Source organism: Paraburkholderia sediminicola (genome assembly GCF_046026855.1).
GTDB classification, from domain to species: domain Bacteria; phylum Pseudomonadota; class Gammaproteobacteria; order Burkholderiales; family Burkholderiaceae; genus Paraburkholderia; species Paraburkholderia sediminicola_A.
The window spans coordinates 344815-358955 of record NZ_JAQQET010000002.1; the positions used below are offsets into that span (position 1 = coordinate 344815).

Here is a 14141-nt window from a genome sequence, read left to right on the forward strand (position 1 = left end):
CGATGCGCTAGTGTTGCCAGCCGCCACCGAGTGCCTTGAACACGGCGATCTGATCGGACGCGAGTGCTTCAGTCGATACAGCAAGCGCTGCATCGCCGGCAACGAGACTCCGCTCGGCATCGAGCACATCGAGAAAGTCCAGTGCACCCGCCTGGTAATTCAGTTCGGCGAGATGGAAGGCGCGGGCATCGTTCGCGCGGGCGGCCTGCAACGCACGTTGGCGTTCCCACTGCGCACCGTAGAACGTCAGCGCCTGTTCGGTTTCCTTCAACGCCGTGAGCACGTTGCGTTCGAACTGGGCGAGCGCTTCCGTGTTGCCGGCCTTGGCCTGTGCAAGCCGCGCGCGGCTCACCGCCATGTTGGGAAAGCGCCAGCTGATCAACGGCCCCACGCCCCAGGCCACCGCGTACTGATCCCCGAGCGATGCGAGGCTGCCGGTGGTCGACAGGAAGTTCACCGAGCCGCCCAACACGATCGACGGATACAGATCGGCACGCGCGACGCCGACCCGGGCGTCGGCGGCGGCCAGCTTGCGTTCCGCCTCACGCAGGTCAGGACGGCGGCGCAGCAGGGCGGCGCCATCGCCAACCGGGAACGGCGCATTGAGCACCGGCGCGAGACGGCACTGCCCGGCCGCCTGGGGAAACTCGCCAGGCGGGCGGCCCAGCAGCACGGCCAGTTCGAACAGGGCTGCGCGACGCTTGCCCTCGAGCGTCGGAAGTGTCGCGCGCGTTTCATCAAGAAAGCCGCTCGCGCGCGTGACCTCGAGGTCGGACACCAGCCCGCGATTGCGTTGCCGGGTGGTCAGATCCACCAGGCGTTGAGCGATCCCGAGCGAGCGGTTGGCCACGTCGATCTGTTCGCCGTAAGCACACACGTGCATGTACGCGTCAGTTGTCGACGCGACGACGGCGACGCGGACCGCGTCCGTGGCCGCCTGCATCGCGTCGGCATCGGCTTGCGACGCTTCGACGAGATGGCGCACGCGCCCCCACAGATCCACTTCGTACGAAACCGCCAGCGAGGGCGCGTAAGCCCAGCGCGTGTCAGCCGACTCGCGCCGCGCTGCCGCGACGATCTGATCAGCACTCTGCTTGCCGTAGTTGCCGCCGAGTGCAAGCTGCGCTTCGGGTAGCCTGGCGCCCGTGGCTTCGTTCAGCACCGCTTGCGAACGCGCCAGACGCGCAACCGCGACCGCGAGATCACGATTCTGCTCGAGTGCCTGCTGGATGAGACCGTCAAGCACCGGGTCCTGGTAGAGACGCCACCAGTCGTCAGGTAATGGCTGTTGCGCAACAGGCGCACGTTCCGCCGACATGAACGGCGCGGACGCTGCAGCCGACCACTGCGGCGCGCGGTACGGCGCCTCAAGAGAACACGCCGAGCCAAGCAGCGCGAACGCCGCAATGCAGACCAGGCGCAGAGGCGATCGTGTGAAGCGACGTGGCACGCGTGGCTGCCGCCTCGGGCCACGACGAACAAGAAAATGAACGGTGCGAAAAGCGCCCGAAGGAACCATGACAGATGCTCGGCTGTGGAATCGAAGGACTGATGGTAGAGTCCTGTGATTCGTTCATCTCTCGAAGAATTGCCATGCATCATCGCGAAATGGACAGCTTCGGTTTTTTCGAAAGCCAGAAGGCGCTTGAAGTCGCGCCCGTCACCGTGCTCGCCACGGATCAGCCCGCCGGCACCGCGTTCCCGCCACACGCGCACAGCAGCGGTCAATTGATCTACGCCATTTCGGGCGTGATGATCGTGCGTTCGGCCGCCGGCAGTTGGATCGTGCCGACCGGGCGCGCGGTGTGGGTGCCGGGCGGTGTGCGCCATGAAATCGAAATCGCCAGCGACGTGCAGATGCGCACGGTCTACGTGGCGGCCGACGCTCGCGACACATTGCCAGACAGCTGCAGGGTGATCCTGGTAGGCGCGCTGCTGCGTGAGCTGATCGTGACCGCAGTCGGCATCCGGCCGGTCGCCGGGCACGGTGGACGAGAACGGCGCGTGCTGGAGTTGATCCTCGATGAGATCTGCGCCGCCGAACCACTGCTATTGCATGTGCCGATGCCACGTCATCCGGCGCTCGTCGAACTGTGCGCTGAACTGATTGCACAGCCGTCGCTCGACGCTACATTGCAAGCTTGGGCGCACCGGGCCAACATGAATGCGCGTACGTTCGCACGGGCATTTCAGCGCGAGACCGGCATGACGCATGGTTCATGGTGCCGTCACACGCGGGTCCTGCTAAGCCTTCCGCAACTGGCAACCGGCGCATCGGTGCTCGACGTCGCACTTGAACACGGCTACGACAGCCCGAGCGCGTTCACAGCAATGTTTCGCAAGATCCTCGGAGTCGCACCCAGCGAGTACTTCAAATGAGGCTCATCCCGTACAGCACGACGACATCGGAGGCTGTCCGATTCGCGACGATCAGTTGAAGATTTGCGTGCGCGGCGATCCAGGCTTCTCAAATAGACTGCTAGCGCCGAAGCGCGCTATTCAATGCAACGACAATCCCGCCCGGCGCCTTATCACCATTGCTCGGGGAATTCCACTGGACCTGATTCATTGCATGCGCGTTTTTTCTGTGCTCGCCGACACCGGCAGTTTTACCCGCAGCGCGGGACAACTCGGCGTCTCCACGCCTCATGCGTCGCGCGCTATAGCCCAGTTGGAGAGCCATCTTGGTACTCGTCTTCTGCATCGTACGACGCGTTCGATTGCGCTTACCGAGCCAGGGTTGCGCTATCTCGCCCGGGTGCACGAAATTCTAAGTGTGCTGGACGCATCTGAACGTGAAGTGAGGTTTGCATCCGCAGAGCCACGCGGCACCTTGCGGATGCATTGCAGTGCAAGTCTGGCCGATCATTTCGTGTTGCCACTTGCCGCAGGATTTCAACGTCAATACCCGCATGTGAATTTTGATCTGACGGTGGCGTCGCAAATGCCCGATCTGGTTCGGGCACGTTATGACATTGCATTGATGGCCGCCAACCACCTCCCAGAGTCCAATCTGGTCGCATTAAAGGTCGGCGCTATTCGAAGCGTGCTGTGCGCGTCTGCTGACTACGTTGAGGAATACGGAATTCCTTGCACACTCGGCGATCTCGCAGCACACCGCTGCCTGCAAATTGGGGGGCCGGCATTTCGCGAACGTGAGTGGCAGATGAGATGCGGCAGGGAAACCGCGACGGTGCCCATCGATCCACAGCTAATTGTCGATGCCGGACGTTCCCTGGCAATCGCCATCCGCCAAGGCATGGGTGTCGGGCCGCTGCCGTCGTATATCGCGTCGCAAGAGATACAACTCGGCGACGTTATCGCCGTACTGCCGGAATACACGGTCAACGAAACTGACCTGTATTTGCTGTATGCGTCCCGGCAATACCTCGATACAAAAATACGGGCATGGATCGATTTCATGAAGGCGCACATGCGACCGGGCAGTCCCGAGGACTTTGACGTGAGCCTATGAGGGTTCGGCACGCTTGCGGTTTTCCTGACCGGTCGCAGGTTTGACCTTTCTCGCCTCAGTCGTCAGGGCGCCGCTGCATATCTAAGGGCGGTTCATCTGCCGTAAGCAGTCGTTCGCGGATCGATTGTGTGGGGCCGCTCCCGGCCGAACTCGGAAGTTCGATAACGGACCGAGGGTGACCCATAGTGGACTCTCGCGTCGCTCATCAGCGGGACTGGCGGCAGCGCAGAAAGTGGGTTGCGAAATGGCAAGCATGACCGCCCGGCATGACAACACTAGCGCTCATAGTGCAGAACAGGCCTAGTTTAGTCTTGCTTATAACAAAGCGACGTTTGTTAAGCGCTGTTCCCCCGCTGTGCTACGGTGACTCTTTGCCACTAACCGGAAACTATCGTGAACGCTGAGAAGACTCGGACCCGTTCAGGAACGTGTTGTGCGCGACCGGAACCGGATAACGGGTGCAGGTATCACGTCCGGAATCGATTTTGCATTGACCGTAGTGGCCGATCTTATGGGACACGAAGTTGCGCAGGAGATACAACTTCAGATGAAGTATGACCCCGAGCCTCCTTATCAAACCGGGTCGCCGCGTACCGCACCCGTTGCACTGGTCGAAGCGACCCGCCAAAAGATCACGTCATTCATCGAACATCGCAGGATAGCTACCGAGCGCGCGGCTGGACGCCTTGCGGCCCTCCCATAGTGGCCGCACGCTGCCCGACGCATGTGACTCAGTGCCCCCTGAGCGGTCCTCCGCCCTTCTCGTTAGCGGACGGACCGCAGCAGGCCGGATTGCCGACTTTGTCGCCGGTGTGTCCACACAACGAGCGGCCGGTCGGACTTCTCGAAAACAGCCGTTCGAAACATAGACCGCCTTACGGCGCGCCATGGCTTTACGGTCATCCTCGATAAATATAAAAGCAGGACCACCGATCTGGCCGGCCCCGCTCCGCCGATCCTGCTGTAACTGCTAGCGCGCCCGAGCGCTACGTATCATCGCCGCCAGGATATATCCGGCAATTCGCGGATTCTCCTTGATTCGCCGGGTGCTGTAACCATACCAATCATGACCGTACGGCACATAGACGCGCACGTTAAATCCTTGCGCAAGCAGAGCATCACGCAGCGGTTCGCATACCCCAAGCAACATCTGAAACTCGAATCGTGACCTGTCAATCCGCTCGCATTGCAGCCAATTGATCAGCACATCGATCAGTTGCGCATCGTGCGTTGCAATGCCCACGAACGATCCGGCCTGTATTGCACTCGAAACATGCCGAACGAAATGCGTGTTGATCGCTGCCCGATCCCTCGATGCACGGTCGACGAGATGCTCGGTTGCCTCTGCATAAATTCCCTTGCAAATGCGCATGCGGCTCTTGCGTGCCTGCAGCGGAACGATGTCACCGTTCGTGCGCGTCAAATACGCTTGCAGTGCAATTCCAACTGGAAATCCGTCGGCTTCGAGCTTTACGAACGAGTCCAGCGTTTTCTGGGTGCAACTGATGTCTTCCATGTCGATGCACGCGCTGATTCCGTGCGATGCTGCCGCTCGCAGAATCGCCGTGACCCGCGCCATGCACGCGTCTTCGTCGAGATGCAACCCCAGCGCGGTCAATTTTATCGACAGCTCGGTGGACTCATTTTGCGCGCCAAGCGCCTGAACGAGATCGAGATAATCGCGAGTCATCGACTCTGCCTGATCCGGCGACGACGCGGTCTCGCCCAACACATCGACGGTCGTTCGGAAGCCTGCTGCATGGAGCGCGTGAATGCGCGTGCAAGCATCGCAAAGCGTTTCGCCAGCAATATAGCGGAGGGAGATCTGACGGATCAGCGAACGGGGAACGAGCGGGATGGCGTGAGCCGCCATCGTATTGAGAATACGCATGTTGTGGTCTCGTGAAAATGCAGTCGCGCGAATCTGAATGCGATAAGTCGATTCGAGCGACATCTCCGGACCGTTATTGACAATAGGTCCGGGACGAACGCCAAGGTAGATGCAATCGCTGCATCAACACAGGCTTTCAGTGCGTTTTCGAGGGAGGCCAGGCAGCTGCGTACATTGTTCGCGGGAGTCTTTATCAGTTCATTACGGGGTGAGTCAAGCCTGCTTTCGTTATGTCAGTCAGGCAACGTGAATCGTAGCACGAAGGAACGGTGGTCATGATCCAGTGCGCGTTGCATCGGGGCAGTTAAGTTTCGACGTCGACCTTGCGCAACCTGACCCATTCGTCTGCCACCTCGCCCATGTTTCTGGGTACTCCACTTTTAATCCAGGCCATGAAGGATCGATCGAACCTGAACGTCTCACCACACTCACTCGTCAGAAACCGGCGAACGTTCTGGGTGTTCTTGTAAGTCTCGTCAATTTTAGTGGCCCGGTTAATCGGGCCTCGGTGCCAGTCAAATTTCATAGAGACTCCCCCTCTTAAGGGTTGCTGTGGAAGAGACCAGTTATTTGTTAGCGATCTACGTCACAGCATCGAGTGGATGAAAATTCTCCGTCAACGGAACATCATCCTGGATCACATTTCGTCTACGTTCGTTGACGCGCGCTGGTTCCGCTTGCCGATCACGTCGCTGTCATGAGCGACGGCAAGATCGTCTACAAAAGACCCATCAACGAACGCGACCAGCAGGAAACTGGCCGCGCCATGGCAGGTGATTTGCGCGTCCATGCGGAAGCCTCGCGAGCAGCGAGCACGATTCCGCTTTGATAACAGCGCGTTTTTTGACGCGTTGACGACAAAAAAATTTTCCTTTAACTTCGAAACCGTTAAAGGCAGCGCTCCTCTGATCTCACAGAGGATATCGGGTTGGCGTGCCCGTCCAGCAAAAAGGTGATCGCGATGAGCGACAACCCTGTTGGGCCGGCGAACACTTCTTCGGCCCAGACAAGCGACGGTGTGGCACCCCTGACCGTCATCAGGAATGCCTGCGTACTGACGATGGATCCCACGTGCCCGCAGCATGCATGTGCGGACATCGTCATCGAGCACGGCAGGATCCGCGAAATTGCCCCAGATGCCTCTCTAGGCATAGGCGATGCGCACGTCGTGATAGACGGCGCCGGGCACCTCGTCATGCCGGGTCTGATCAACGCACATTTCCATTCGCCCACCAATTTTCTGAAGGGCGCGCTGGACAGTCTGCCGCTCGAGCTCTTCATGCTCTATGAAGTGCCTGCGACGCCTGACGCAGCGGTATCGGCCCGCGGCGCCTACGTCCGCACGCAGATTGGCGCCGCCGAAATGCTGAAGCTCGGCGTCACGTCGGTGCAGGACGATGCGTTCTTCCTGCCGGCACCGAGCCACGCCGAAATCGACGCGGTAATGAGCGCCTACCGCGATATCGGTATTCGGGCGACTGTGGCACTCGACCAGCCTAATCTGCCTGAAATCGCCAAACTCCCGTTTCTCCGCGACCTCGTTCCGGATGAACTCAGAGCGCGGCTCGAAGCTCCCGCGCCCATGCAGACGGACGACCTGCTGCGCCACTATCGCTATCTGATCGATACGTGGCATCAATCCAGCGATGGACGCCTGCGCGCCGCTGTTTCCTGTTCAGCACCGCAGCGCGTCAGCGTCGATTATCTGCGAGAACTGGACACGCTCAGCCGTGCTCACGATCTGCCGTTTTACATCCACATGCTCGAGACTCGCCTTCAGCGCGTTTTTGGCGAAGTGTGTCTGAATGGCCGCTCGCTGATCCAGTATGTCGACGACCTCTCGCTTCTGTCTGAACGCATGAATGTCATCCACGCCGTGTGGATCGACGACGACGACATTGCTCTGCTAGCGCGCGCCCGTGCCCAGGTGATTCACAACCCGATCAGCAACCTGCGACTCGGCAGCGGCGTCATGCCGTTCCGGCGGCTCGCACAAGCGGGCGTTCCGATTGCGCTGGGATCCGACGAAATCATCGCGGACGACGCGGTCAACCTGTGGTCGGTCATGAAAACGGCCGCGCTGATCCACACGATCGGCGATCCGGACCCCCAACGCTGGCCCGTGGCTGACGAAATCCTTCAGTGCATGTTCGACGGCGGCGCCACGGCGATGCGTCAGCGTCATCAGCTCGGGCGTATCGCGTCGGGGTTTCAGGCCGATCTGGTCATGCTCGATCTGGATACGCTGCCGTTCACCCCGCTCAACGATATCGCCCGCCAGCTTGTGTATGCGGATGCAAGCCGCGCAGTCGTCATGACGATGGTTGCGGGTCGCGTGGTGATGCGGGACGGCAAGCTTCTGACCATCGATGAACCCGCGCTGCGGCAGGAAGCACGCGCCATCATGGCGGCCGCCGCCGGTCAGCGCGAAACCTTGACGCGCGAAGCCGCCGAATGGCTTCCGTACTATCGCGCCATGTACCAGAAGTCACTCGCTGTCGATGTCCGCATGAACCGATGGGTTGGCGACGCCAATCCCGCTCGTAGCTGATTCTTCCTCGTCGCAGTTTCAATCTTGATCATTCGTTAGGGGTGCATTCTATGTCACATCGTCTCAACTATAGAACCGCCGCTCGGGCGGCCATGTTTGCGTTCGGTCTGATCGCAACCACCCAGGCCGCCCACGCGGAAGACAAAGCGATTCGCGTGATATGTAACAACTGGTCCGGATTCGCACCGGTCTTCGTAGCGGGCGACCTTGGTTACTTCAAACAGCTCGGGCTGAAGGTCACCGTCAAGTTTGACGACGAGCAGGCGGACGCGCTGGCAGGGATTGCCCATGGCGATATTGAAGTAGACATGCGTACAGTCGACGACTATCAGCGTCGCCCGCGCAGCCCCTCGACGCCGGGGGTCATGATCGGCACCATCGACGAGTCCAATGGTGGAGACGGCGTGGTAGCGGACGGTTCGATCCAGAAGGTCAGCGATCTGAAGGGAAAGGTGGTGGCAATGGAGACGGATATTCCTGCCTACCTCCTCCTGCAACTTGAACTGAGCAAAGCCGGGCTCAGCTATAAGGACATGACGATCAAGCAAACTGCGGGATCTGACGCGCTATCGGTGTTCTCAGACCATAACGTTGCGGCGATCGGGACGTTCCAGCCGTTCATGAACAAGGCAATCACGCTAGACGCGAAACGCGGCGCTCATATTCTGGTTTCATCGGCAAGCTACCCGGGTACGATTGTGGACGCAATCATCGTCAACCAGTCAAAACTCAAAGCCGACCCGCTCGCCTACAAGAACTTCCTGATCGGCGTGTACAAGGCGATTGCGTATTACAACGCCGAGCCGGCTGACTTCATCCGTCTTGCCGCGCCTCACTTCAACCAGAGCGGCAAGGACTTCAAGGCAAGCATCGATGGAAGCCTTTCCTACACGTCGCTCGACACGGCGAAGCACTATCTTGGCGCCACTGACAAGCCCGGCTCCATCTACAAGACCTTCGATACGCTGATGAAGCTAAATCTGGCGAACGGTGCATCGGACCATACGCTGTCGGCCGCCGGCTCATTCGACGGTTCGCTTTTGCAATCCATCTCGGCTACCGACCTCAAGTGATCAAACCGCTTCCAAACGCCTTCTCCTTTCGCGGAAGCATCAGTCGCCGGGCCAATATTCTCATTGGCTTCGGCGCCAGCTTCGCAGTCTTGCTGGCGTGGCAGATGTCGTCATGGAGCGGGTGGGTCGATCCGACCTTTCTGCCGTCGCCCGTCGAGATCGCCCACAGCCTCTTGACCATGACCCTCGAAGGGCAAATCATCGGCAATGCAATGGTCTCGATCGGGCGCATTCTCACTGCATTTGCGCTGTCGGCGGCGATGGCGATTCCCATCGGCCTGTTGATGAGCAGCTATCGTCCGGTTAACGCCGCGCTCGAACCGATCGTGGATTTCATCCGGTACTTGCCGACGCCGGCGCTGGTGCCGATCAGTATCATCTGGTTCGGTGTCGGAGAGGAAACAAAGATCTTCCTGCTGTGGCTAGGAACGTTCTTCCAGCTAGTCTTGCTTGTAGTCGACGACGCTAATCGCGTTCCAAACGAGTACATCGAGATCGCGCGTACGCTCGGTGGCCGCCCGTTCCAGATTCTTACGGATATCGCCTGGCGATCGATGCTGCCCAATCTGGTCGACAATTTGCGCATTACACTCGGCTGGTGCTGGACCTACCTGATCATTGCTGAAATCGTGGCCTCCGACAGCGGTTTGGGCTTCGTCATATGGAACGCGCGCCGTTACATGCAGACAGACCAGGTCATGGCTGGAGTATTTGTGATCGGCATGATTGGACTTGTCAGCGACCAGGTTATTCGCGCGCTTCATCGGCGGCTGTTCCGCTACCTCAAGAGTACTGATTGATGAACATTCGAACTACCGAGTATCTTGTTTTCGACGGGGTCACCAAGCTCTTTGGCGGGTTGCCCGTCGTGGAAAAGCCCTTTGATCTGACTATCCCACGAGGCCAGTTCGTCGTATTTCTAGGGCCCTCCGGTTGCGGCAAGACGACACTGATGCGAATGTCAGGTGGGCTCGATACGCCGAGCGCCGGCGAAATCCGGCTTGAGGGCGAGCCGGTCGGCAAGCCCGACCAGCGACGTGGCATGGTGTTTCAATCGTACTCGTCGTTTCCCTGGCTGACCGTCAGCCAGAATGTGGCCTTTGGCATGCGCTACCGGGCCGACCTTGGCAAGGACGAAAAGCGCCGTCGCACCGATCACTATCTTCGCCTTGTCGGCCTTCATGAATTCGCAGGCACTTACCCGAACCGGATATCGGGAGGCATGCGCCAACGCGTCGCAATCGCACGAACGCTTGCTGCGGGTTCCGAAGTGCTTCTGATGGATGAGCCATTCGGCGCTCTCGACGCACAGCGGCGCGAGCAGCTCCAGGTGGAGTTGCGCCGCATTCAAAGTGAGGAGTTGCGCACTGTCATCTTCGTCACTCACGATGTCGAAGAAGCAGTCTTCCTTGCTGACAGGATCATCGTGTTTTCACGACGACCCGCACGGGTGCTCGAGGACATCGATGTCACGTCCCATTTGGGTACCACACGCACACTGGCGTTGAGGGATAGCGAAACATTCTTCCATATGAAGACGAAGATCATTCAGACGGTTCGCGAGATGGCGGAAAACACATAGTAGAGCAATATTTTCGTTCGAACGCGGCCATCGATGGACGCATCGTTGGCCATGTATGATTCCGGGCGACACCCCGTTAAAGGAGTTCGGCAATGACAGATGCAGTGAACCCGATGGAAGTTTGGGCACCGTTCGGCACGTTCTCGATGGCGGTCATTCAAGGCGATGGGCATATCGTGCACCTGAAAGGCCAGGTGTCACTCGATCGGCACGGGCAAGTCGTAGGGCAACACGACATCCGGGTGCAGGTACGACAGGTTCTGGAGAATATTCGCCGTGTCGTAGCGGCGATGGGCGGACAGATGGCTGATGTGATTTCAGTGGTTCAATATGCAACGGACATTGAGGCCTTCATGACCACCGGAGACATCCGGCAAGAATTTTTTGCCGCGCCGTATCCTGTCACCACGACCGTCCAGGTCGAACGTCTATACCGACCTGAACTGATGATCGAGATCGCGGCGATCGCCGAAATTCCTCGCTCACGGTTTCGCCACCCCGAACGAGACGAATAGCCGTTACGTGAGTGGCCTCCTTGGGCGACTGGTTCTAGCCCGGTCACTGCCCTGTGCGAGTGGCGAATCCCAACCCACAAGACACAGATGTGCCGCTCCAAAGCGGTCGTCGAGACCATCGCCTGATTCAGAAGAAACTCAAGGAACCGAGTTTGTTCGCTCACTAAAGCATTCGAGTCAACGGACGCGAAATCGACGGGCAATACATAAATGTCTAGACAGACTGCGCTATCGAGACGGTAGCGGCGCCGATCACGACGCGCTGTCAGATCGACTACCGCCCGCTGACTCGATCCCGCGAAGCATGAGATCGATTCCGGCGAGAAAATCGACACGGTCGTCGTGAACGCGCAACTGTCTGGCTACGTTGCGGGTGAACGGGTACTCATCCGGATCGAGCTGAGACCACGCAGTCGACACCTCGTTTAGAAAGTTGGATCTATCGAGGCCTTGCTCCCGAGCGAAATGCGAGTTCGCCGCGTTCTGTCCTCCGACGCCAAGAATGTAGCTCAGCAACGCAGACGCCGTTGCCCATTCTTCTTCGGCCCGCACACCAAGAGCGCGCAGTTGCTGGCCAATGCGTTCGAGAACCCGCACCGTCGGCAACTGCCCGGGGGCACGTGTCAGCGCTGAGCCAACCCACGGATGCTCGTCGATCGCGTCGAACATGGCCAGAGCGAGCGCGCGAATGGTTGCTTTCGGCGTCGAGCCGTCCACGGGCGCGCTCATCGTGCGAGCGACGATGGCGTCGCACGCGGCAGTCAGAAGATCGCTCTTGCTGGAGATGTGCCAGTAAATAGCACCAGGACCGGTGGCGAGCCGCTCGGACAGAGCGCGGAAAGTCAGCCCCCTCTCTCCGCCGCAATCGAGGAGCTCGATCGATGCCGCAACGATTTGATCGGGCGAGAGCGATTCCTCCCGGCGTTGAATGCTACGTACTTTTTTTGCCATGCTTCATCTTGACATTTATGGAATGTTGTTCCAATATTACCATGGAACGACGTTCCAAACCGCTGCCTGCAGTACAGACATGTAGCGATCTCCGATCACCAGGGAAACAGGATGAATACTTCAGTAGCGATCATCGGTGCGGGGCTGGGTGGATTGACTCTCGCGCGGGTGCTTCACGTCCATGGCATCTCTGCGACGGTCTACGAAGCAGACGCCTCGGCAAACGCGCGAGCGCAAGGGGGTATGCTGGATATCCACGAAAACAACGGACAGCTCGCACTTAAGGCAGCGGGACTCTTCGATCAATTCCTTGAGATCATTCATGCTGGCGGCCAGGCAACGCGGGTACTCGACAAGGATGGCAACGTCCTGTTTGAAGATGCCGACGATGGCACAGGCGGTCGACCTGAGGTACCCAGAGGAGAGCTTCGCCGGATTCTGCTCGACTCACTGCCTGTCGGCACGGTCCGCTGGGGACACAAAGTCACGGAGGTGTCTGCGCTCAGCGGCGGACGGCACGTGTTGACCTTTGCTAACGGCGCAGCCGTGACTGCCGATCTCCTCGTCGGGGCCGACGGTGCCTGGTCGAGAGTTCGTCCACTTCTTTCCGAGGCGAAGCCGGTGTATGTCGGCACCTCATTCATCGAGACATGCCTGTTTGACAGCGACACCCGTCACAAGGCGAGCGCGGAAGCTGTTGGCGATGGCGCCTTGTTTGCGCTGGCGCCGGGAAAAGGCATCGCCGCGCACCGCGAGCCCAATGGCGTGCTGCACACGTACGTGGAGTTGAACAAGTCCAGGGACTGGATTGACAGCATCGACTTCTCCGATCCGGCAATTGCGCTGGCCCGTGTTGCCGAGGAATTCGACGGCTGGGCTCCGGAGCTGACAGCGCTCATCACCGACGGTGAGACTGACCCTGTGCCTCGTCCTATTCATGCGCTCCCGGTCGAGCACCGATGGGCTCGCGTGCCCGGGGTGACTCTGCTCGGCGATGCGGCGCACCTGATGATCCCGTCAGGCGAAGGGGCCAATCTCGCAATGTTCGACGGCGCCGAACTTGGGAAGGCCATCGCAGCCAACCCAGGTGACTTTGAGGCCGCACTGATCGCGTATGAAAGGGACCTTTTTCCCCGCAGCGCGTCCGAAGCCGCGGAGTCAGAAAGAATCCTCAACGTGTGTCTCGGCCCCAACGCGCCTCAGAGTCTGGTTGATTTCTTCAGCGAAAACCAGCCCATCAAGTAGTTGTCCTGCCGGCTTAATCGTTTTCTCAGGAGGGTGTCGGAAGGCAACACAGACACACGCGATTGGGACCAGCCCGCTAACACATTGGGGCCCTGAGCCGAGTGCCAACGATTTTAGCGTCCGCGACGATTGTCCGGAGATGGCCGCGTGCGGCCCGAGAGCGGCCCGAGAGCGGCCCGAGAGCGGCCAGGTCGATCGTAACGCTGAAGACCCATAGCGGTCGAGCAGCGCTCCGAATTTCTCTTGCGGGAAGCCGCCGGTCGCTAACGTTCGACATGAGCGGCGGCCGAAAGCAAGCGAAGCTTGCTGTTGGACGTCCGCTCGATGGAGCGGTTAGGCGCCATGCCCGAGTTCTTGAGCGAGCCCGATGAGGATTCCTTCGGGACCCCGGATGTAGCAGAGCCGATACGTGTTTTCGTACTGAGCCACTGTGCCGACGAGTTCCGCGCCGCGTTTACCGAGGCGGGCGAGCGTATCGTCGATGTCCTCCACGGCAAACATGACGCGTAGGTAACCAAGGGCGTTCACCGGGGTGCGACGGTGATCGGCGACCACAGGTGGCGCAAGGAATCGGGACAACTCGAGCCGGCTGTGACCGTCCGGCGTACGCATCATGGCAATTTCGACGCGCATGCCGCGCAATCCAGTGACCCCATCTGCCCAGTCTCCTTCGATTGGGGCGCGCCCCTCGAGCTCAAGGCCAAGTTCGACAAAAAACTCAATGGCGGCATTGATGTCTTCAACCACGATGCCGACATTGTCCATACGCTTCACCGTCATGATGTCTCCTTGGCGCCTGGCTGAAGCGCCGATCGTCACGCTGCCGACCTGAGCTATCGCTCAAGCTCAGGGTTATCC

14 protein-coding genes are annotated in these 14141 nt (G+C 59.5%); 8 read left to right on the top strand and 6 right to left on the bottom strand.

Annotation, left to right across the window (positions count from 1 at the left end):
- Positions 1-7 precede the first annotated feature (7 nt).
- Complete coding sequence (locus PQR40_RS03795) at positions 8-1519, bottom strand: efflux transporter outer membrane subunit (RefSeq protein ID WP_408508434.1); 1512 nt, start codon at positions 1517-1519, stop codon at positions 8-10.
- A gap of 89 nt (positions 1520-1608) precedes the next feature.
- On the opposite strand from PQR40_RS03795, the gene PQR40_RS03800 reads away from it, so the two are divergent.
- The gene (locus tag PQR40_RS03800) at positions 1609-2379 is read left to right on the top strand and encodes an AraC family transcriptional regulator (protein ID WP_408388490.1); all 771 of its coding nucleotides are present in this window, start codon (positions 1609-1611) and stop codon (positions 2377-2379) included.
- 67 nt (positions 2380-2446) lie between these two features.
- Positions 2447-3475 (top strand): LysR family transcriptional regulator, encoded by a 1029-nt coding sequence (locus PQR40_RS03805; RefSeq protein WP_408337774.1) that lies wholly within the window; start codon positions 2447-2449, stop codon positions 3473-3475.
- Positions 3476-4445: 970 nt separating this feature from the next.
- Here PQR40_RS03805 and PQR40_RS03810 read toward each other — a convergent pair.
- The 3 genes from PQR40_RS03810 to PQR40_RS03820 all read right to left on the bottom strand — a co-directional run bounded on the left by PQR40_RS03810 (position 4446) and on the right by PQR40_RS03820 (position 6156).
- Positions 4446-5366, bottom strand: a complete 921-nt coding sequence (locus PQR40_RS03810) for a proline dehydrogenase family protein (protein WP_408508435.1) — start codon at positions 5364-5366, stop codon at positions 4446-4448.
- A 304-nt stretch (positions 5367-5670) separates the two neighbouring features.
- Entirely contained in the window at positions 5671-5892 is a 222-nt protein-coding gene (locus tag PQR40_RS03815; RefSeq protein WP_408234128.1) for a DUF6434 domain-containing protein, read from the bottom strand.
- Positions 5893-6003: 111 nt separating this feature from the next.
- Positions 6004-6156: a hypothetical protein gene (locus tag PQR40_RS03820; RefSeq protein ID WP_408234125.1), complete on the bottom strand. Its 153-nt coding sequence runs from the start codon at positions 6154-6156 to the stop codon at positions 6004-6006.
- Positions 6157-6327: 171 nt separating this feature from the next.
- Here PQR40_RS03820 and PQR40_RS03825 point away from each other — a divergent pair, with 171 nt between their 5' ends.
- The 5 genes from PQR40_RS03825 (at position 6328) to PQR40_RS03845 (ending at position 11087) form a co-directional block, all read left to right on the top strand.
- Positions 6328-7917, top strand: a complete 1590-nt coding sequence (locus PQR40_RS03825) for an amidohydrolase family protein (protein ID WP_408388337.1) — start codon at positions 6328-6330, stop codon at positions 7915-7917.
- 50 nt (positions 7918-7967) lie between these two features.
- Positions 7968-8990 carry an ABC transporter substrate-binding protein gene (locus PQR40_RS03830; protein WP_408234119.1) on the top strand — a complete coding sequence of 341 codons (1023 nt, stop codon included), beginning with the start codon at positions 7968-7970 and terminating at the stop codon, positions 8988-8990.
- Positions 8987-9790 carry an ABC transporter permease gene (locus PQR40_RS03835; protein WP_408388339.1) on the top strand — a complete coding sequence of 268 codons (804 nt, stop codon included), beginning with the start codon at positions 8987-8989 and terminating at the stop codon, positions 9788-9790. The genes PQR40_RS03830 and PQR40_RS03835 overlap by 4 nt, the downstream gene beginning before the upstream one ends.
- Positions 9790-10572, top strand: coding sequence for an ABC transporter ATP-binding protein (locus tag PQR40_RS03840; RefSeq protein WP_408234113.1), 783 nt, complete (start codon positions 9790-9792; stop codon positions 10570-10572). The genes PQR40_RS03835 and PQR40_RS03840 overlap by 1 nt, the downstream gene beginning before the upstream one ends.
- Positions 10573-10664: 92 nt before the next feature.
- Positions 10665-11087, top strand: coding sequence for a RidA family protein (locus PQR40_RS03845; protein ID WP_408234110.1), 423 nt, complete (start codon positions 10665-10667; stop codon positions 11085-11087).
- A gap of 252 nt (positions 11088-11339) precedes the next feature.
- Here the strand turns inward: PQR40_RS03845 and PQR40_RS03850 are convergent, their stop codons facing one another.
- Positions 11340-12038 carry a TetR/AcrR family transcriptional regulator gene (locus PQR40_RS03850; protein ID WP_408337783.1) on the bottom strand — a complete coding sequence of 233 codons (699 nt, stop codon included), beginning with the start codon at positions 12036-12038 and terminating at the stop codon, positions 11340-11342.
- A 111-nt stretch (positions 12039-12149) separates the two neighbouring features.
- Between PQR40_RS03850 and PQR40_RS03855 the strand changes: the two genes are divergently transcribed.
- On the top strand, positions 12150-13283 hold the full coding sequence (locus PQR40_RS03855; protein ID WP_408508436.1) for an FAD-dependent oxidoreductase: 1134 nt from the start codon (positions 12150-12152) through the stop codon (positions 13281-13283).
- Between the two features lie 333 nt (positions 13284-13616).
- Here PQR40_RS03855 and PQR40_RS03860 read toward each other — a convergent pair whose 3' ends face one another.
- A complete protein-coding gene (locus PQR40_RS03860) occupies positions 13617-14063 on the bottom strand; it encodes a VOC family protein (RefSeq protein ID WP_408234101.1) in 447 nt (148 codons plus the stop codon).
- Between the last annotated feature and the right edge of the window lie 78 nt (positions 14064-14141).

Bases quoted from the DNA above. Each gene is read 5' to 3' on its own strand.
- PQR40_RS03810 (WP_408508435.1), bottom strand. From the start codon at position 5,366: ATGCGTATTCTCAATACGATGGCGGCTCACGCCATCCCGCTCGTTCCC.
- PQR40_RS03830 (WP_408234119.1), top strand. From the start codon at position 7,968: ATGTCACATCGTCTCAACTATAGAACCGCCGCTCGGGCGGCCATGTTT.
- PQR40_RS03825 (WP_408388337.1), top strand. From the start codon at position 6,328: ATGAGCGACAACCCTGTTGGGCCGGCGAACACTTCTTCGGCCCAGACA.
- PQR40_RS03800 (WP_408388490.1), top strand. From the start codon at position 1,609: ATGGACAGCTTCGGTTTTTTCGAAAGCCAGAAGGCGCTTGAAGTCGCG.
- PQR40_RS03850 (WP_408337783.1), bottom strand. From the start codon at position 12,038: ATGGCAAAAAAAGTACGTAGCATTCAACGCCGGGAGGAATCGCTCTCG.
- PQR40_RS03845 (WP_408234110.1), top strand. From the start codon at position 10,665: ATGACAGATGCAGTGAACCCGATGGAAGTTTGGGCACCGTTCGGCACG.
- PQR40_RS03860 (WP_408234101.1), bottom strand. From the start codon at position 14,063: ATGACGGTGAAGCGTATGGACAATGTCGGCATCGTGGTTGAAGACATC.
- PQR40_RS03855 (WP_408508436.1), top strand. From the start codon at position 12,150: ATGAATACTTCAGTAGCGATCATCGGTGCGGGGCTGGGTGGATTGACT.
- PQR40_RS03840 (WP_408234113.1), top strand. From the start codon at position 9,790: ATGAACATTCGAACTACCGAGTATCTTGTTTTCGACGGGGTCACCAAG.
- PQR40_RS03820 (WP_408234125.1), bottom strand. From the start codon at position 6,156: ATGGACGCGCAAATCACCTGCCATGGCGCGGCCAGTTTCCTGCTGGTC.
- PQR40_RS03815 (WP_408234128.1), bottom strand. From the start codon at position 5,892: ATGAAATTTGACTGGCACCGAGGCCCGATTAACCGGGCCACTAAAATT.
- PQR40_RS03795 (WP_408508434.1), bottom strand. From the start codon at position 1,519: ATGGTTCCTTCGGGCGCTTTTCGCACCGTTCATTTTCTTGTTCGTCGT.